Annotated in this window: 14 protein-coding genes; 7 read left to right on the forward strand and 7 right to left on the reverse strand. The window is 59.2% G+C overall.

Translation table 11 applies throughout. The features are described 5' to 3' along the window. Nucleotides 1–26: 26 nt before the first annotated feature. Complete coding sequence (gene lpdA / locus P3M64_RS11540) at nucleotides 27–1,433, forward strand: dihydrolipoyl dehydrogenase (protein WP_132938563.1); 1,407 nt, start codon at nucleotides 27–29, stop codon at nucleotides 1,431–1,433. A gap of 257 nt (nucleotides 1,434–1,690) precedes the next feature. Here the strand turns inward: lpdA and P3M64_RS11545 are convergent, their stop codons facing one another. The 4 genes from P3M64_RS11545 to P3M64_RS11560 form a co-directional block, all read right to left on the reverse strand. Further along, entirely contained in the window at nucleotides 1,691–3,754 is a 2,064-nt protein-coding gene (locus P3M64_RS11545) for a methyl-accepting chemotaxis protein (protein ID WP_207893126.1), read from the reverse strand. A 238-nt stretch (nucleotides 3,755–3,992) separates the two neighbouring features. Next, nucleotides 3,993–5,024, reverse strand: a complete 1,032-nt coding sequence (locus P3M64_RS11550) for a hypothetical protein (RefSeq protein WP_207893125.1) — start codon at nucleotides 5,022–5,024, stop codon at nucleotides 3,993–3,995. A gap of 233 nt (nucleotides 5,025–5,257) precedes the next feature. Beyond that, nucleotides 5,258–6,217: a tyrosine recombinase XerC gene (locus P3M64_RS11555; protein ID WP_132938562.1), complete on the reverse strand. Its 960-nt coding sequence runs from the start codon at nucleotides 6,215–6,217 to the stop codon at nucleotides 5,258–5,260. Nucleotides 6,218–6,273: 56 nt separating this feature from the next. Next, nucleotides 6,274–7,017: a DUF484 family protein gene (locus P3M64_RS11560; protein WP_132938561.1), complete on the reverse strand. Its 744-nt coding sequence runs from the start codon at nucleotides 7,015–7,017 to the stop codon at nucleotides 6,274–6,276. A 92-nt stretch (nucleotides 7,018–7,109) separates the two neighbouring features. Between P3M64_RS11560 and P3M64_RS11565 the strand changes: the two genes are divergently transcribed. The 6 genes from P3M64_RS11565 (at nucleotide 7,110) to atpC (ending at nucleotide 14,651) form a co-directional block, all read left to right on the forward strand. Further along, the gene (locus P3M64_RS11565; RefSeq protein ID WP_322111136.1) at nucleotides 7,110–9,350 is read left to right on the forward strand and encodes a primosomal protein N'; all 2,241 of its coding nucleotides are present in this window, start codon (nucleotides 7,110–7,112) and stop codon (nucleotides 9,348–9,350) included. Between the two features lie 352 nt (nucleotides 9,351–9,702). Continuing rightward, nucleotides 9,703–10,263 (forward strand): F0F1 ATP synthase subunit delta, encoded by a 561-nt coding sequence (locus tag P3M64_RS11570; protein WP_132938560.1) that lies wholly within the window; start codon nucleotides 9,703–9,705, stop codon nucleotides 10,261–10,263. Beyond that, nucleotides 10,263–11,795, forward strand: coding sequence for a F0F1 ATP synthase subunit alpha (atpA, locus tag P3M64_RS11575; protein WP_132938559.1), 1,533 nt, complete (start codon nucleotides 10,263–10,265; stop codon nucleotides 11,793–11,795). The genes P3M64_RS11570 and atpA overlap by 1 nt, the downstream gene beginning before the upstream one ends. A gap of 52 nt (nucleotides 11,796–11,847) precedes the next feature. Then, nucleotides 11,848–12,741 carry a F0F1 ATP synthase subunit gamma gene (locus tag P3M64_RS11580; RefSeq protein ID WP_132938558.1) on the forward strand — a complete coding sequence of 298 codons (894 nt, stop codon included), beginning with the start codon at nucleotides 11,848–11,850 and terminating at the stop codon, nucleotides 12,739–12,741. A 39-nt stretch (nucleotides 12,742–12,780) separates the two neighbouring features. Then, on the forward strand, nucleotides 12,781–14,205 hold the full coding sequence (gene atpD, locus P3M64_RS11585; protein ID WP_132938557.1) for a F0F1 ATP synthase subunit beta: 1,425 nt from the start codon (nucleotides 12,781–12,783) through the stop codon (nucleotides 14,203–14,205). Nucleotides 14,206–14,231: 26 nt separating this feature from the next. Further along, nucleotides 14,232–14,651, forward strand: a complete 420-nt coding sequence (gene atpC, locus P3M64_RS11590) for an ATP synthase F1 subunit epsilon (RefSeq protein ID WP_132938556.1) — start codon at nucleotides 14,232–14,234, stop codon at nucleotides 14,649–14,651. Between the two features lie 235 nt (nucleotides 14,652–14,886). Here the strand turns inward: atpC and P3M64_RS11595 are convergent, their stop codons facing one another. The 3 genes from P3M64_RS11595 to uvrB all read right to left on the reverse strand — a co-directional run bounded on the left by P3M64_RS11595 (nucleotide 14,887) and on the right by uvrB (nucleotide 19,567). Continuing rightward, nucleotides 14,887–15,270, reverse strand: a complete 384-nt coding sequence (locus P3M64_RS11595; RefSeq protein ID WP_243644735.1) for a bacteriohemerythrin — start codon at nucleotides 15,268–15,270, stop codon at nucleotides 14,887–14,889. A gap of 1,082 nt (nucleotides 15,271–16,352) precedes the next feature. Further along, complete coding sequence (locus P3M64_RS11600; protein WP_132938554.1) at nucleotides 16,353–17,282, reverse strand: tetratricopeptide repeat protein; 930 nt, start codon at nucleotides 17,280–17,282, stop codon at nucleotides 16,353–16,355. A gap of 125 nt (nucleotides 17,283–17,407) precedes the next feature. Continuing rightward, nucleotides 17,408–19,567 (reverse strand): excinuclease ABC subunit UvrB, encoded by a 2,160-nt coding sequence (uvrB, locus tag P3M64_RS11605; RefSeq protein ID WP_132938553.1) that lies wholly within the window; start codon nucleotides 19,565–19,567, stop codon nucleotides 17,408–17,410. Nucleotides 19,568–19,572 lie beyond the last annotated feature (5 nt).

The raw sequence follows: 19,572 nt of genomic DNA on the forward strand, positions 1-19,572 counted from the left end.
CGGGGACAAAAGGAAGACCAATTATCATGAGTGACACGACATTTGACGTCATCGTTGTTGGTGGTGGTCCGGGGGGGTATGTGTGCGCGATCAAGGCGGCGCAACTCGGCCTTTCGGTGGCTTGCGTGGAAAAACGGGAGACCTTGGGCGGGACGTGCCTGAACGTCGGGTGTATCCCGTCCAAGGCGTTGTTGCAGTCGTCGCATCATTTTGAAACCGCGCAGCGCGAGTTTTCCGCCCACGGTATCACCGCGACGAAGTTGACCGTCGATTTGGGTGTGATGATGGCGCGCAAGGACAAGGTCGTCGATGACTTAACCAAAGGAATCGCCTTTCTTTTCAAAAAGAACAAGGTCGCGCATTTCATCGGCGCCGGTGCGCTCGTGTCCGCCGATACGGTGAAGGTCGCCGGTAAAGACGGCGAGAAAACCCTTAAAGGCGAAAGCATCGTGATCGCCACGGGGTCGGATGTGGCGCAAATTCCCGGTATCGAAATCGACGAGAAGCAGATTGTTTCATCAACCGGGGCGCTCGCCTTGGATAAAACGCCGAAAAGTCTGGTGGTGATCGGCGGCGGCGTGATCGGCCTCGAACTGGGTTCGGTGTGGCGCCGGTTGGGGGCCGAGGTGACGGTCGTCGAATACATGGACAACATCCTGCCCGGTATGGACGGCGATCTCGTCAAGCAGGCGACGCGAACCCTGAAAAAGCAGGGCATGAATTTTAAAATGGCTTCCAAAGTGACGTCGGGGAAGAAAACCAAAAGCGGCGTGATCCTGACGGTCGAGCCGCGCGACGGCGGAACGGGTGAAACCGTCAAGGCCGATGTCGTTCTGCTCGCCGTGGGCCGTCGTCCGTATACCGAGGGATTGGGATTGGACACGCTTGGCGTCGCCATGGACCGGCGCGGCTTCGTTACCGTGGACGGCGATTTTCAAACCAACGTCGCCGGCGTTTTCGCGATCGGGGATGTCATCGGGGGGGCCATGCTGGCGCACAAGGCCGAGGAAGAGGGCGTCGCCCTCGCCGAAATCCTCGCGGGAGGCAAAGGTCACGTCAATTACGATGCTATTCCGGGCGTGGTCTACACTTGGCCGGAAATCGCCTCCGCCGGGAAGACCGAAGAGGCCCTTAAGGAGGCGGGCGTCGCTTATAAAGTGGGGAAATTCCCCTTTAGCGCCAATTCCCGCGCCAAGGCCAATGGCGATAGCGAAGGCTTTGTCAAGATTTTGACCGACGCGGCGAGCGACGCCGTTCTCGGCGTCCATATCATCGGGCCGGGCGCCGGGGATATTATCCAAGAGGTCGTCGTGGCGATGGAGTTCGGCGGCTCGGCCGAGGATATCGCGCGGACCTGCCATGCCCACCCCGGAATTTCCGAGGCGGTCAAGGAGGCGGCGATGGCGGCGTGGGACAAGCCAATCCATATGTAACTACCGATACGGACCGTTCGTTCTAAAATGATGGCCGAGGCGTGGCCGTATTTTGGAACGGACTCTTGGTCGCGACGTTTGAAGTTTCAGTATTCGCGCCCTTTCCTAACGGCTCCGTCGGGTTGATGTTGGAACCGGACGTAAGCAAAAGGCCCCCCAGGCATAACCTGGGGGGCCTTTTGCTTGGCGATTTTTCGTCCGGGTCCCGGTGTCGATCGGACCGACGGAACCCGGTCGAAGCAATAGTCCAAAAAGGATCAGCCGCTGCGAATCTGGCTTAGGAAGGTTTCGACCGCGGTTTTCAGCATTTGCGACTGGTGGGCGAGATCGCTGGCGCCCTCGTGGACCTGCGACGCCGTTTCCTCGGCCTCGCTCGCTGCACTGCTGACGGACACGATATTCTCCGACAGGTCGCGGGTGCCGTTGGCGGCTTCTTCGACGTTGCGGGCGATTTCCTGGGTCGCCGCGCCCTGTTCTTCGACTGCGGAAGCGATCGCCGAGGCGATTTCGCTGATGCCATCGATGGTTTCGGTGATGCCGCGGATCGCCGCCACCGAGTTTTTCGTCGCGGCTTGGATATCGCCGATTTGGGATGCGATATCCTCCGTCGCCTTGGCCGTCTGGTTGGCGAGGTTCTTGACTTCGGAGGCAACTACCGCGAATCCCTTGCCGGCTTCGCCCGCCCTAGCCGCCTCGATGGTGGCGTTGAGCGCGAGGAGGTTGGTTTGCTCGGCGATGTCGGTAATCAGGCTGACGACCTCGCCGATTTTGTTGGCCGATGTCGCTAGGCCTTGAACCATCTGGTTGGCGCGATGGGCTTCGGAGACGGCGTTGGAGGCAATTTCACTCGATTGGGCGACTTGACGGCTAATTTCGCTGATCGAGCTGGTCAATTCCTCGGCGGCCGAGGCCACGGTCTGCACGTTGGCCGATGCTTCCTCGGCGGCGGCGGCCATCGAGGAGGATTGCATTTTCGTGCGATCCGCCGTCGCAGTCATGGTTTGGGACGAGGTTTTCATTTGTCCCGATGATCGACTGACCGCTTCGACCACGCTGCCGACACTATTTTCGAAATCATCGGCCATGGCGTTCATCATCTCGTGTTTTTCTTTTTCGGCCTTGATTTCGGCTTCTTTCTTATCGCGCTCCATCTGCTTAACGCGCAGGGCGTTTTCCTTGAAGATGCTGACCGCCGACGCCATCTGGCCGATTTCGTCGTTTCGCCCTTGCGCCGGGATCGTGATCTCCAGTTGGCCTTCGGCCAATCCCATCATGGCGGAAGTCATCGACTTCAGCGGCGCGGTGAGCAGGCGTTTCAAAATAACGATCAAAAGGATGGCCATGACAATAAAGAAGGTCACCTTCAGGGCGATGATCCATAAATCGGCATCGTTCTGGGTTTGCGTCAGGCGCTCCTGGGTCTTGTCCATCTTCACCTCGAAAGCCTTCGATTGGGTTTCGACGGTGGTGCGTTCCCGGGTGCTGGTCTGTTGCAGCGCGGCGAGTTCTTTTTTGCGTTGCTCGGCCAATGACGAGAGATGCTTCTTGGCGTCGGCCTCAAGCTTGATCAGATCGGCGCGCGACACCCCCACTTCCAAAACGCCGCGTACTGGATTGGCGGCATTATGGCAGGACTGGCATTGCTCCTCGTTTTTCAAAACATAATAAGAGAACATGACGGGGGTTTCTTCCCCATCGACATTCTTGGCCGACCCGTCCAACGTGATGTCGTTGGACCCGCTTTTCACCGCCTTTTCCAAAGACTTCGCCCGCGCACCCTCGATCTTGGTGATGGTTTTTGAAGGGGTGCGTGGTTCGAACATGGTGCTGCCCAGCAGTTTGTTCACGGCGTCGATGGTTTTATTGTCGCTAAACGCGGCGACGCCATCGGCGCGCCACAAATTGATGGTGACGATCGAGGGACTTTCGTGAAGGGTGTCGAGGATATCTTGGGCCGCCGGGGCGTCGCCGCGCATCATGGCGGCCTTAATTAGGGTCACCGCGTTGCTGGTGATGCCCTCACGCTTGCCGAGCAGGAATTTACTTTCGCCTTGATATTTGCCGGTCTCCTCGGCTTCGATCAACTTGTGGGTCTTGGAGAGGTTATCTTCCTTGGCTGTTAGGGAGGTTTTTAGAAGTTTGAGAATTTGGCCGTCTTTGTCGCTAAGCGCCTTGCGTGTCGTGGCGACGACGGAATTCATTTCCTTGGAGACTTTGTGGGAAATGTATTTATTGACTGCAATGTCGGCCACCGAAGCGATACCGAGCAACAGGACGATCGCAAAAATAATTTTTGCGCTTAAGGAACCGAGATAACGCATCGGCAGGACCCCTCATTAATCAATGGATTTTTGGGATCATAGTCCCTAATTCGCAAAAACGGCAAGAAAGGGTTAATTTTTTATAAACAAACGTGTTTTGTAATTAAAAATTGACACTTTAAGGCGAGATGGAAAGCAAAAACGGACGGTCATGGGCGGACGCGCGCGGACGGTTCCGGCAAGATAACGGCAGGCGGCGCGGGCATGGTCGAAAGGTGGACATTGTTGGGCGGGCGGATCAATCCCCGGCGCTGCCGTCACCGCGATAAGTGCCCCCGGCGACGGTGGTCAATGCCCGCTGAATGGCGACCGGAGATCCCATGATGTTAAGAAAGCTGTGGTCGCCCATCATCGACAAGTCGGGAAAATCTATGGCGATGCGAAAGCGCGCCGACAGGGCGTAGGCCTTTTTCTCCGACACTAAAATTTCATAAGGAAGGTGGGCGGTCGAGCGCAGGGGCTTAAAATCGATTTCCTTCATGATATAGTGATCGTCCTGCTGATCGCTATTGCCGCCATGGCCCTTCATGGCGACGCCGAAGACGGTTTCGTTTTTTCCGGGAATGTCGATGCGATAGACCTTGCTGACACCCGACAGATGCGCAGCGAGGTTTTTTTCGATTCGTGCCGTCATCTCGCCATAGCTGGCCGCGCCACCGAGGATGAGAGGGTCGTCGAAATAGGGCATCGTAAACATATAGTGGTAGTGGTTCAGGGCCTTCGCGCTGAGGCCGTCTTTGGGGCCAAATTCTTTTTGCGCCCCCAGGGCGTGGGCGAGGGCGTCGCCGGCGAAGGCTAGATCGGACTTCATCCGGTACGCCGCCGCCATGTATCTGGGGTTGGTGTAGGCGACCTGAACCTGTCCGCCAAGCGTGGTGATGGAGACGCGCTGCGCCGCCCCATAGCCGCCAAATTTCGACAGGCCCGCCGCCCGTTTTAAGGCCGTATTGGTGACGGCGACGATCGTCGCGCCGGAATACGGGGTATAGGTGCCGACGATTTCGAAACCGGCGGCGCTTAACTTGGACGACACATCCTGGACAATTTGGTCGGGCTCGCCCGGTCCCTCGGAGGCGAGAACGAACGGTTTCATTTTTTCCGCCCCGGTATCCGCCTGTGTCAGAGCGGCGTTGAAAACCAGAGCGGCGCTGAAAAAGAGCAAGACGGCGACGTTAAGCCCACACATGGCGCGCCCGAAAGCCGCGCGGCGCGCGCGCCCACGGCAGGTGGCGCGGCGCGACGGATTGGGCGTCTGGTTGCGATGTGACATATCTGAATTCCCCCTCAGGATTCCCGGATTTTTCCAGGCTTCTCATTAACCAGGCTTTTCATTATTGGTCGCGGCGCACGCCGCGATCCCCCCGCAGGGTATCATACGGGACAGATACCCCTAAGGGGTAGTACAATGCGCCCACACCCGCAATGGATGTGATTTTTTCACGCTCTTTTGTCTCGTGTTCGGGGTGTCTCGTATTCGGGGCCGGGATATGTCGCGGGGGGGCGTCAAACGTCGCGGGTCTCGCGCCGTTTGCGCGCCCGGGGATGGGCGGCGTGATAGACGGTGCTGATCCGGGTGGCGTCAACACTAGTGTAGCGCTGGGTCGATGATAAGGACGCATGGCCGAGCAATTCCTGAATGGTGCGCAGATCGCCGCCGCCGGCAAGTAGGTGTGTGGCGAAGCTATGGCGTAGGGCATGCGGGGTGGCGCTATCGGCGAGACCTAAATAAGCGCGCAGTTCACGCATCCGCCGTTGCGCCACCGCGGGGTTGAGCCGCTTGCCACGCACGCCGAGAAACAGGGGGCTTTGGTCGCTCGCATTATCCCCACGCCAGGGGCAGGCGGCGATGTAGGCGGCGACGGCCGTCTCGACGGCGGGCAAAATGGGGACCAAACGGTCTTTGCCGCCTTTGCCGCGGATCATCATGCTGTCCCCGCGCGGCGCTTGGTCGCGGTTGAGCGCCAACGCCTCTCCCAAGCGCAGGCCACAGCCGTAAAGAAGAGTCAGCAGGGCGGTGTCGCGTTTGGCGACCCATGGAAGGTCGGCGAGATCGCCAACCGCGTCCAGCGATTCCAAGGCCTCGTCCTCGGACAGGGCCTTGGGAATCGATTTTGGGATCTTGGGGGTGCGTATGGTTTTCAGCGCGGCGTTGGCGCCGAGACCGGTTTTTTCCAGATGGCGGAAAAAACCGCGCACCGTGGATAGCGCCCGCGCCGTCGAAGTGCGCGACAGGCCGCGCATCGCCCGCCCTGCGAGCCAACTGCGAAAATCCGAACTCTTGAGCCGCGCCAAGTCTCCAACGCCGGGTTGATATCCTAGATGTTCGGTAAGAAACGTCAAAAATGCCGCGATATCGCGTTGGTAGGCATCCAGGGTGTGGGGCGACGCCCGTCTCTCGTCGGCGAGCCATCCTCGCCATCCGGCGATGGCTTGCACGAGAGCGGGTTCGGCGTTGTATATCATGATCTTACCCGTACCTTGTGATATCCCGCGGGGTTTATTAGGCTAAATCATCGCGCTCAGGCCGCCTGGCGGAGTATTTGTTCGCATTTACGTTCGACGATACGCGCCAAAAAGCCCAGAAGTTCGGTGCCTTGACCGGGATAAAATGCGCCGACGCTACGTGAACCCAGGGCGAGTATGCCGGGCGGCGTGTGCGCGCCCGCATTGAGCCGCGCCACCCCCGCCGAGCGGACCAAGGTGGACGCCGGACCAAAGAGGGCGCCGTTGTCGCTGATGTCGCTGATCAAGCGGGCGCTTGTTCCCCCGCCCAAGGTTTCATCGCCATAACCAGCCCCGAAACGCCCAATTCCGGAAGTCAGAAAAAGTGGTGATAAGGGACGTTCGGCGTCGTTCGGATGAAGCTCGAAGCCGATGGTCGCGGCATCGACGTTCAAGATGAGCGGCAGATCCTCGGCGATGGTGCGCGCCAATTGCTCCAGGTCGTCGGCGCCGAGCAGCGAGAGGGCGGCGGTATGCGTGCGCGCCTGGTGGGACATGTTGGTGCGGCTGGTTTCGATAACGTCTTGAGCGCACGAGGACAGATTTTCGATTTCCTCGCGCAGGCGCGACAACAGGACCTGCTGCATATCGACGACGCCCCCTCCGCCGTCGCCCCAGCGTGCTTTGATGTCGGCGCTGACCAAAAGTTCCGGATAGGCGGATAAAAAATGAGGATGTTTACGCAAGTAGGCGAGGACGTCGTCCTCGGTGATGGATTCGCCTCGATCCACGCCCGCCTGTCCTTCACGTTCACCGTTCATAGTTCCTCCGTAGTGAAATAAAGCCCCAATTTGCCCCCGTCGCCTTGAAAGTCCTTTCACGACAATGGGCGGATGCGGGTAAAGTGTACGTCATGATGGATTCATCCGCCAGTTCGACGATACCCGCGCCACCGAAACCCGCGGGATCTTTTTGCGCCGGGGCGCGGGTGCGCGTCGTGCTCGCGCTGCCGGTCGGTGCGGGCTACGACTACCGGGTCGCCGCGGGGATGACGTTGTCCGTCGGCGATTTCGTCAAGGCGCCGTTTGGGAAACGCCGTCTCGTCGGGGTCGTCTGGGGGACGGCTACGGGGGACGTCGCCGAGGAAAAAGTGAAGGACGTCGCGGCCATCATGCCGACGCCGGCGATGCCCGGCGAACAGCGCCGGTTTCTCGAATGGGTCGCCGCCTACACGCTATCGCCCTTGGGCGCGGTGTTGAAAATGGCGCTCAGCGTCCCCGAGGCGCTGGAGCCGCCGAGGGAAAGCCTTGTTTATGTTCTTAACGCGCGAAGTCGTTGGCCGGAAGCGCCGCGCTTGAGCCCGGCGCGCCGGCGTATTATCGCTCTTTTAGACGATGCTCCGGCAATGCGCGCCGCCGATATTTCCCACGAGGCCGGCTGCTCGGCGTCGGTGCTGCGCGGACTTGTTCAGGCGGGGATCGTGCGTGGATACGCCGCCCCCGTTCCCGAACGGACCTTCGCGGTTCCCGATCCGGATCGGCCCGCCCCGGCGCTGAACCCGGACCAGCGCCGGGGCGCCGATGTCCTGGCCGAGCGGACGGCGGCGGACGCGTTTTCGGTTGTGGTCGTGGATGGGGTTACCGGATCGGGGAAGACGGAAGTCTACTTCGAGGCGATCGCCGCCGCGCTGCGTCGGGGACGTCAGGTTCTGGTGCTGCTGCCCGAGATCGCTTTGGGCGCCCAATGGCTGAGGCGTTTCGAGGCGCGATTCGCCGCCGCGCCGGCGCAGTGGCATTCGGATCTGAGCGCCGCCCGGCGTCGGGAAACCTGGCGCGCCGTGGCCGATGGGCGGGCGCGGGTGGTGGTCGGCGCGCGTTCGGCGCTGTTCCTGCCGTTCTGCGATCTGGGGTTGATCGTTATCGATGAAGAGCACGACAGCGCTTTCAAACAGGAAGAAGGGGTCATTTACCACGCCCGCGACATGGCCGTGGTGCGTGGACGGATCGGCGGCTTTCCCGTGATTCCGGTTTCGGCGACGCCATCGTTGGAAACGCTGGTCAATATAGAGTCCGGGCGCTACGAACAAATCGCGCTGCCGACGCGTCATGGCGACGCACTGCTGCCCGATGTCGGCCTGATCGACATGAGGAAAGAACGCCCCGGCGCTCAAAAATGGATATCTACCGAATTGCGCGAGGCCGTCGCGCGTACCTTGGCTGCGGGCGAGCAGGCTTTGTTGTTTTTGAACCGTCGGGGATATGCGCCGCTAACCCTGTGTCGAACATGTGGACACCGAATGCAGTGCCCGGGGTGTAGTGCGTGGCTGGTCGAACATCGCAGCCGTAAGCGCCTGTTGTGTCATCACTGCGGTTTTTCAATGGCGCGTCCCGTCCGGTGCCCGGCCTGTGACGATGAAGACACCATGGTGGCCTGCGGGCCGGGGGTCGAACGTCTCGCCGAAGAAGCTCGCGAAATCTTTCCCGACGCGCGCATCGCCTTGGCCAGCAGCGATACCTTGACCGGGCCCCAGGCCGCTTTCGATTTAGTGCGCCGCATTGAAGACCATGCGGTGGATATCGTCATCGGCACCCAGGTCGTCGCCAAGGGGTATCACTTTGCGTTGTTGACGCTGGTGGGGGTGATTGATGGGGATGTCGGGCTGATGGGCGGCGATTTGCGTGCCGGAGAAAGAACCTACCAGTTGCTCAGTCAGGTTTCCGGTCGCGCCGGACGGGCGGCGCGGGCGGGGCGGGTCTTGATGCAGACATACCTGCCCGATCATCCGGTCATGACGGCTTTGGTGAACGGTGACCGCGCGGCCTTCCTGTCCGCCGAGAAAGATGGCCGTAGGGCGACCCACATGCCGCCTTACGGGCGACTGGTGGCGCTGATCGTTTCGGGCCGCGACGCACGAACGGTGGACGCCATGGCTCAGCGCCTGGCGCGATCGGCGCCATCGAGCAAGACCATTCAGGTGCTTGGTCCGGCGCCCGCGCCGATGGCGTTTTTACGGGGGCGACATCGCCGGCGTCTTTTGCTTAAGGCGCGCAAGGAGGTTCGCGTGCAGACGGTTGTCGCCGCCTGGTTGCGAAGCGCGCCCGCCATGGCGGGCGTGCGGGTGCAAATCGATGTCGATCCGATGAGCTTTTTTTAAGTCCGCCGACGTGGCGACACGCGTCTTTGGAGACTCAAAAGAACGGCATTCACCCATACGGTATCTTTACCGTCGTCGCGTTTTGGCGGCGTTGACGTTGGATAAATTAAAAGAACGGCTTTTTATGGCAATTCCCTTATATGCGAACACACTATAACATATTGATGTATTAATATTTATTAGCATTTTGCGTCTGCTCACGTGTCGGGTTGCCAGGGGGTGTCTTGTGTGCTAGATAATGCCCGCTTTCACGGCGGGGGAAATAACCCGGCGTACACGGTATCGCGGGGGTGCGGGGGAAGTTCCCTGTTACGTTTTGCGAAGTCATTAATTAAGTCGGGGATCATCCCAGGTGTCATCCGAAACCACAGGCGCTACCGGTTTGGCGGCTCGATACGCGGCCGCTTTGTTCGATTTGGCGAAACAGGCCGAAAAGCTGGATGCCGTCGCGGACGATATGCGTTCGTTGTTGGCGATGATCGACGATAGCGCCGACCTGCGCCGACTGATTTCATCGCCGGTTATCGCTCGCGCCGATCAGCGTTCCGCGATCTCGGCGTTGCTCGAAAAGGCGGGGGCCGACGATTTGGTCCGCCGTTTCGTGATCATCGTTGTCGAAAATCGGCGTCTCGCCATTCTCGCCGCCGCGGCGCGCGCGTTTCTTTCCCAGTTGTCGGAAAGCCGCGGTGAGGTGCGTGCGCTCGTGACCTCCGCCAAGGAACTCAGCGATAAACAGCGCCAGGCGATCGCCGGCGCGTTGAAGAAAGTGACGGGGGCCGACGTCTCCGTTCAATCCCATGTGGATGGCGACCTGTTAGGCGGTTTGATCGTGAAGATCGGATCGCGTATGGTCGATACGTCCCTTCGTACCAAGTTGCAGCAAATGCGCCTCTCCATGAAAGGTGTGGGTTAATGGATATCCGGGCCGCGGAAATTTCCGCAATCATCAAAGATCAAATCGCCAATTTCGGAACCGAGACGGAAGTCGCCGAGGTCGGTCAGGTTCTTTCCGTCGGCGACGGTATCGCCCGCGTTTACGGGTTGGATAACGTCCAGGCCGGTGAAATGGTCGAATTCCCCGGCGGCATCAAGGGGATGGCGCTGAACCTCGAAGAAGACAACGTCGGTATCGTCGTCTTCGGCGGGGAAACCGGAATCAAGGAAGGCGATACCGTCAAGCGCACGGGATCCATCGTTGACGTTCCCGTCGGCAAGGGGTTGTTGGGGCGCGTCGTCGATGCGCTGGGCAATCCGATTGACGGCAAGGGACCGCTTGAAGATGTCGTGCGCACCCGGGTCGAGGTCAAGGCGCCTGGTATTATTCCGCGTAAATCGGTGCACGAGCCGATGCAGACCGGGATTAAGGCGATCGATTCCCTGATCCCCGTTGGGCGTGGTCAGCGCGAATTAATTATCGGCGATCGTCAAACCGGCAAGACGGCGGTGATCATCGACACCATCATCAACCAAAAGGTCACCAACGACGCCGCCGAAAATGACGGTGAAAAGTTGTTTTGCATCTATGTCGCCGTCGGACAAAAGCGTTCGACCGTGGCGCAATTGGTCAAGACGCTGGAAGAAAACGGCGCGATGGCGTATTCCGTCGTCGTCGCCGCGACCGCGTCCGACCCCGCGCCGATGCAGTTCTTGGCGCCATATACCGGTTGCGCCATTGGCGAGTTTTTCCGCGATAACGCCATGCACGCGGTCATTTTTTACGACGATCTGTCGAAACAGGCGGTGGCCTACCGTCAGATGTCCTTGTTGCTGCGCCGGCCTCCGGGACGCGAGGCTTATCCGGGTGACGTTTTCTACTTGCATTCGCGCCTGTTGGAGCGCGCCGCGAAGATGAACGACGATCTTGGTGCGGGGTCGCTGACCGCATTGCCGGTGATCGAGACCCAGGCCGGTGACGTTTCGGCGTATATCCCGACCAACGTGATCTCCATCACCGACGGCCAAATTTTCCTTGAGGCCGAGTTGTTCTACAAGGGCATTCGACCCGCCGTGAATGTCGGCTTGTCGGTTTCTCGCGTCGGTTCGTCGGCTCAGATCAAGGCGATGAAGCAAGTCGCCGGGTCGATCAAGTTGGAACTGGCGCAATATCGCGAGATGGCGGCGTTTGCGCAGTTCGCCTCCGATCTCGATCCCGCGACTCAGAAATTGCTCGCCCGCGGCGCGCGCCTGACCGAGCTGTTAAAGCAGCCTCAGTATACGCCACTGCCGGTCGAAGAGCAGGTGGTGTCGATTTTCGCCGGCGTCAAAGGCTATCTCGACGGTATCGCCGTGAACGATGTCAATCGCTTCGAGCACGCCTACCTTGGCGAAGTGCGCACGAAAGGCGAGGACATCCTGCAGGCGATCCGCGAAGAAAAGACGTTGAGCGAGGAAACGGAAAGCAAGCTGAAGGCGCTTCTCGACGATTTCGTCAAGACCTTCGCCTAATCTTGCCGTCGAGCCTTGAATTGAATAGAAACCAGCAGACGGGACAGGCCTGATGCCGAGTTTGAAGGACCTCAAAGTCCGCATCAATAGCGTCAAATCGACGCGTAAGATCACGTCGGCCATGAAAATGGTCGCGGCGGCCAAGTTGCGCCGCGCCCAGGAAGCCGCCGAGGCCGCGCGCGCCTACTCCCTGCGCATGGATCGAATGCTGGGTTCCTTGGCGTCGTCGTTTAAGGGCGTCGATGGCGGCCCGGCATTGTTGTCGGGATCCGGGCGCGATCAGACCCACTTGATCGTGGTGTGCACATCCAACCGGGGCCTGTGCGGCGGGTTTAACGCCACCATCGTTCGCGATGCGCGGCGTATGATTGCAGAGCTCAAGGGGGCGGGGAAAGACGTCAAGCTGTTGTGTGTCGGAACCAAGGGACGCGGCATGCTGAAACGGGACTTCGGCGACGATATTGTCGAAACCCTGGGCGAGATCGGCAAAAAAGGCGTGACTTATGAAGAAGCCGACTCCCTCGCCCAGAAGGTGACGGTCATGTTTGAAAATGGCGACTTCGATGTCTGTCACGTTGTTTTCAACCGGTTTCAATCGGCGATGACCCAGGTCGTCACCCGTCAGCAATTGATCCCTTTCATGCCGGGTGACGATGCCGCCGATGCGCACGCGAAAGACAACGGCCCCGTCGCAAGTTATTTATATGAACCCGACGAGAGCGAAATCCTGGACGCCCTCTTGCCGCGCAATCTCGCCGTACAGTTTTTTCAGGCTCTGCTTGAAAATTCAGCTTCCGAGCACGGCTCACGGATGACGGCGATGGACAGCGCGTCGCGTAACGCCAGCGATATGATCGATGGTCTGACGTTGACCTTCAACCGCACCCGTCAGGCCTATATCACCAAGGAACTGATCGAAATCATCTCCGGCGCGGAAGCGCTGTGACGACTATCGACGCCGAAACGCGTTAAGGAGCATCAAGCGATGGCGAATAAAAATATGGGTACAATTACGCAGGTCATGGGCGCCGTCGTTGACGTGCGGTTTCCCGATAGTCTTCCCGAAATTCTCAGTGCCTTGCACACCGAGAACGGCGACAAGACCTTGGTTCTGGAGGTGGCGGCGCACCTCGGCGGAAACGTCGTGCGCACGATCGCCATGGACTCCACGGACGGCGTTCAGCGCGGCGCTCAGGTGATCGACACGGGCTCCGCCATCCAGGTTCCCGTCGGTCCCGAAACCTTGGGGCGGATCATGAACGTGATCGGCGAGCCTGTGGATGAACGTGGCCCGATCGTCACCAAGATGAAGGCCCCGATCCATGCCCCGGCGCCGCCGTTCGTCGAACAATCCACCGAAACCGAAATGCTGGTCACCGGGATCAAGGTTGTCGATCTGATCGCACCGTACGCCAAGGGCGGTAAGATCGGCTTGTTCGGCGGCGCGGGCGTCGGCAAGACAGTGTTGATCATGGAATTGATCAACAATATCGCCAAGGCGCACGGCGGTTATTCGGTGTTCGCCGGCGTCGGCGAACGCACCCGCGAAGGCAACGACCTGTACCATGAAATGATCGAATCGGGCGTTATCAAACTCGACGGCGAAGGCTCCAAGGCCGCCCTGGTTTACGGCCAGATGAACGAGCCGCCGGGGGCGCGCGCGCGCGTCGCTCTGTCCGGTCTGACCCAGGCGGAATATTTTCGCGACCAAGAAGGCCAGGACGTGCTGTTCTTCGTCGATAACATCTTCCGTTTTACCCAGGCCGGTTCCGAGGTTTCGGCGCTGCTTGGGCGTATTCCCTCGGCGGTGGGCTACCAGCCGACCCTGTCCACCGACATGGGTATGATGCAGGAACGCATCACCTCGACCAAGAAGGGTTCGATCACCTCGGTCCAGGCGATTTACGTGCCCGCCGACGATTTGACCGACCCGGCGCCGGCGACCTCGTTCGCCCACCTCGACGCGACCACGGTTCTGTCGCGTCAGATCGCGGAATTGGGCATTTATCCGGCGGTCGATCCGCTCGATTCGACATCGCGCATTCTCGACCCCAGGGTGGTTGGCGAGGAGCACTATAACGTCGCGACAAGCGTTCAGCGGATTTTGCAGACCTATAAATCCCTGCAAGACATCATCGCCATCTTGGGCATGGACGAACTGTCCGAGGAAGACAAATTGGTGGTCTCGCGGGCACGCAAAATTCAGCGCTTCTTCAGCCAGCCGTTCCACGTCGCCGAGGTGTTCACCAATACGCCGGGCACCTTGGTTAGCCTGGAAGACACCGTTAAGGGCTTTAAGGGAATCGTCGATGGTGATTACGATCACCTGCCCGAGGCGGCGTTCTATATGGTCGGTTCGATGGACGAAGCCCTTGAGCGGGCGAAAAAAATGGCCGCCGAAGCGGCATAATCGCCGGGCGGGTAGGAGCTATGTCAATGGCCGAAACGGTCGAATTTGAATTGGTCTCGCCACAAAAGCTGTTGAAATCACAGCCGGTCGATATGGTCGTCGTGCCCTGCGCCGAGGGCGATATCGGCGTGCTGCCTGGGCACACGCCGTTGATCGCCACGGTTCGTCCGGGTGTCGTCGATATTCACGATGACGGCAAGGTCGCCGAGCGAATTTTCGTCGCCGGCGGCTTTGTCGAGGTGACGGCGGTGCGCTGCACGCTTCTGGCGGAAGAGGCGATCGCCATCGCCGACATCAACCGCGCGGACGTCGAAGAGCGTCTTAAGGCAGCCAACAAGGCCCGCGAAGATGCGGCCGACGCCGCCGAAAAAGCCAGCGCCGAAACCGGCATCGAAACCTTGGAAGCGATGCTCGAAGCGATGGAAAGCGTCGTTCATACCCACTGATCGCTCGTTCATGGGCGCCGCGACGCCCTCGCGCCGACGCAAGGATGGTTGCTCGGGGGCCGTTCGGGGTCGCTCGGAGAGGAGTCACGCCCTATCCTATGGGGGAGAGGGATACGGTCACCTTCCCCGGCTCCCGGGTCATAAGCCGCAGCCTCGCCGCCGGTCAGGTTCGGCCTTGAATACGTTTGAGGAAATTTTCCTGAGAGAAAAGAGCGCCGCCATCGTGAAGGGTCCTTCATGAGGCATGTTTGTGCGCCTGGCAAGACGCGCCCCGCCGCGAGGGTACGGTGACGCCGATGTAGGGGGCGTACTGCTGGTCGGCGCGTAAAATGTGCTTTGTCAGCCAATCGCGCAGGAATTCCAGGACCTCATGAATATTGATGGCGTTCGGGTCTTGCTTGTACAATGCGGAAATATTGGCGACCGTTTTTGAAATTTCTCTGTGGGTTTTGATGTGTTCTTGCGTGTCGGGGTACTCACTGTCGATGAACAGACTTTCCTCACGCTCGAAGTGGCGATTTACGTAATCGTTCAGGCATGAAATCGTTTGTGAAATTTCTTCTTGGGTAAAGCCGTTATCGACACGGCTGAACAACTCGTTGGTGATGTTGATAAGCATTTGATGGTCAAAATCAATGAGTGTATGGCCAACCAGATATCCATCATCCCATTGAATGAACATATGCGTCCCCCCTATCGTCTTTAAACATTAAAACCATTAAAAAAATATGGTCATAAATTATACACAAAAGCAATGCAAAGTTGTCATATTTCTGACCATAAATACGGTCGTAAAAACAAAACGAAAATGAAAAAGGGGCTCGGGAAGGCGCACTCATTCTTGCTTGATGGGGAATGGGGTATTTTGGAAAAAATGAGGGCGTGGGGGTGTGAATGCAGTCTTTTCCGGGGTCTTCAGTCCCGAACGGGGCGGTCTCGAATGGCGTGTGTTTTGATCTTTGCGTGGCGGGTATGTATGATTCGATTGAGGTCGTTGCCCTATTCTCTTTTTGCGTGTGATCTTATGGGCGGCTTTACCCTAAGCCTAGTGGTTTGAGTTTAACATTTGAGTCCGATGCAATTGGACACAAATGTGTGAAGAAATCAAACTGCAACAAAAAGATAGATAGTGGTCGGCCCGATGGTTCGCGGGAGCGAAACGTCGGAGTCGATCCACTAGGCCCTGCACTCGATTAAGATACGGTAATGGTATGAACGAATTTGTTCACCCGCAAGACGCAAGGACGCAGGAAACCGGATCGGTTTTCAGGTCCTTGTAACACCGCAGAGGGGCAAATATGCGCGACATCATCCACGGCAAAGAAACGCGGCGCCAAAGCTCTTGACCGGGGACGTCACTCCCTCCGCGGGTTTTCCCTGGCGTTCCGTTGCCGTTTCAGCGTCATCTCGTGTTTCACACTTTGGATGCGCGATTTAGGGTCAGGACCTATTCATCTGAAGCGTCTGGCGGAGATGAATTTAAGTGTGGGTTAGGCGGAGAAGCCGCCGCAATGGCCCTCATTGCAAGGATTTTCAAACGACATCCGCGCTTAAATTCATCCCGTCCCGCAGGGATTTGTGAAAAATGCCCCAAGGACGTCGTCGAAGACTTTTGAAAGTGAACGGCACTTCCGGCAAGTCTTCTCCTAGACTTGTGACATTTTTCACAAACCAGACGCATCAGATGAATAGGTCCTGACCCTAGTCCGAACAGCTTTTAAAGCCCTTTTTTACGCATAAAATGGCGAGCGTGGTGGCCTTGTCGATTTCGGTCGGGAGCATTTTTTCCGTCATCGCGTTCAGATCCTTCGCTGCTTCCTTGACGCCCTGCGAGAACGCCAGCATGAACCACATATACGCCTGCTTGTTGTCCTGTTTTCCCGCTTCTCCCGAGGCGTACATCTTGCCGAGGGCGTACTGGGCGTCGGCCTCGCCTTGCTTGGCGGCGGCCAGATACCACTTCGCCGCCGTTTTCACATTCTTGGAGACGCCTACGCCGTTCTCAAAAAACATGCCCAAGAGGCGTTGGGCTGTCGCATCGCCTTGCTTGGCGGCGAGCGTGAACCACTTCACCGCATCCGGGATGTCCTGAGGCGCGCCTTCGCCGCCGAGCGATATCTTGCCTAAGGCAAACTGCGCCTTCATGGAACCGTGGCGCGCGGCGCGTAGATACCATTTTTGAGCCTCTGCGATATCCTTGTTCACCCCTTCACCCGCCTCATACATCGTGCCCATGGCGTACTGGGCGTCGATGTAATTTTGGTTGGCTGCGAGCCGGTACCATTTGGCGGCTTCCTTGATGTCCCGGGGCGCGCCTTGGCCGGTATCGTATAGAATGCCAAGATTGTACTGGGACGCCGCGTTCCCCTGCTTGGCGGCGCGGCGAAACCACAGGATGCTTTTCGCAAGGTCCCGCGGGACGCCATTTCCGCTGTAATACGCCTGGGCCAGATTAAACTGGGCCTCGGCCATACCTTTTTCGGCGAGGGGACGCCATTCTTCTACGGCGATTTTCCAATCCCCCTTTTGCGCGGCATCGAGAGCTTCCTTATAGCCTGCACGGGCCGTATCGAGGGGAAGTAGCGAGAGCATCACGGCAAAAAACAGAATGGGGACGAAAAAGTATCGCATGAGAAATTCTCCAAAAAGTATTATCGGACGCACCGCCGCGATGGGGGCGCGCGACACACGAAATTGAACGATAAAACGTAATGAAAATCAACGATGGCGCGTGGTTGAGGGGCGGCTTCTTGAGTTTAGCGTCCGCCGCCGCCTTTTTTTGTTCCGGCGCGCCCTTTCGCACTTTTTCCCTTGCCCGCCCCGACGCCGCCCGCGCGCGCCGCCCTGGGCGCGACGCCGGCCCGATCGAGGCCCAGTTCGTGGGCTTCGAGGCGGCGGATTTCGTCGCGTAGGCGGGCGGCTTCTTCGAATTCGAGGTCGGCGGCGGCCTGGCGCATGCGTTTGTCCAGATCCTCGATATGGCCGCGCAGGCTTTTGCCGACCCGGTGGGCGTCGCCGGAAACTCCGGTATCGACGGTGACGTAGTCCTGCTCATAGACCGAACCCAGAGCGTCGGCGATGGTTTTTTTAATGCTCGCCGGGGTGATGCCGTGCTCCAGATTGTAGGCGGTTTGCTTCTCGCGCCGACGGGCGGTCTCGTCGAGGGCGTACTTGAGGCTGTCGGTGATCCGGTCGGCGTACAAGATGACCCGTCCCTCGACATGGCGCGCCGCGCGCCCGATGGTTTGCACCAGGGATGTGCGCGAACGCAGGAAGCCTTCCTTGTCGGCGTCGAGGATGGCGACCAGCGCGCATTCGGGAATATCCAATCCCTCGCGCAGCAGGTTGATGCCGATCAACACGTCAAACGCCCCCAGGCGCAAATCGCGGATGATCTCGATGCGCTCCAACGTGTCGATGTCCGAATGCATGTAGCGCACGCGAATGCCGTGCTCGTGCATATACTCGCTTAGGTCCTCGGCCATTTTTTTGGTCAAGGTGGTGACCAGCACGCGCTGCCCGGCGGCGGCGGCGGCCTTGGCCTCGCCGAGCAGGTCATCGACCTGGGTATCGACCGGGCGGATGATGCATTCGGGATCCAACAGACCGGTCGGTCGGACGACTTGTTCGATGATCACGCCCGCCGTGCGCTCCAGCTCCCACGGACCGGGCGTGGCGGAGACGAAAATGGTGTCGGGGCGCATCCGATCCCACTCGTCGAACTTCAGCGGCCGGTTATCGACGCACGACGGCAGGCGAAACCCGAACGAGGATAAGGTGGTCTTGCGGTTGAAATCGCCCTTGTACATGGCCCCGATTTGGGGCACGGAGACGTGGCTTTCATCGACCACCATCAGCGCGCCGGCGGGCAGATATTCGAACAGGGTCGGCGGCGGCTCGCCGGGGGCGCGCCCGGTCAGGTAGCGCGAATAATTTTCGATGCCGCTGCAAAACCCCGTGGTTTCCAGCATTTCCATGTCGAAGGTCGTGCGTTCCTGGAGGCGTTGGGCCTCCAACAGCTTACCCTCGCGCACGAAGGCGTCGAGTTGGTCCTTTAACTCGGTCTTGATCTTGGGGATCGCCTGGATCAGGGTCGGGCGCGGCGTGACGTAGTGGCTGTTGGGATAAATCGTGATGGTTTCAAGATCGGCGTTTTTTTCGCCGGTCAGCGGGTCGATTTCATAGATCGCCTCCAAATCGTCGCCGAACAGAGAGACCCGCCACGCCCGATCCTCGTAATGGGAGGGGAAAATTTCGACGACATCGCCGCGCACCCGGAACGCGCCCCGCCCGAAGGCGACGTCGTTGCGCTTGTATTGCAGTTCGACCAGGCTGGCGAGCAGGGCGTCCTGATCGACCTGCATCCCGCGCTCTAGCTTGACCACCATGTCGGCGTAGGTTTCCGCCGAACCGATGCCGTAAATGCACGACACCGAGGCGACGATGATGACGTCGTCGCGCTCGAACAGGGCGCGCGTGGCGCTGTGGCGCATGCGGTCGATTTGTTCGTTGATCGAGGCGTCTTTTTCGATGTAGGTGTCGGTGCGCGGAACGTAGGCCTCGGGCTGATAATAGTCGTAGTACGAGACGAAATACTCAACGGCGTTGTGTGGAAAGAAGGCTTTCATTTCGGCGTAAAGCTGGGCCGCCAGGGTTTTGTTGTGGGCGAGCACCAGGGTCGGGCGCTGCACCTGGGCGATGGTGTGGGCGATGGTGAAGGTCTTGCCCGATCCGGTGACGCCGAGCAGGACCTGATCGTGATTTTTTTCGCGCAACCCCTCGACGAGCGCGGCGATCGCCTGGGGTTGGTCGCCCGCGGGGCGGTAATCGGAGATCAACTCGAACGGCTTGCCCCCTTCGGGGCGGGGCGTGTCGTCGTCGGCGAAAGGGCCGGGCAGGATGATCGAGGTGCTCATGGCCC

Source organism: Varunaivibrio sulfuroxidans (assembly GCF_029318635.1).
GTDB classification, from domain to species: Bacteria; Pseudomonadota; Alphaproteobacteria; order Rhodospirillales; family Magnetovibrionaceae; genus Varunaivibrio; species Varunaivibrio sulfuroxidans.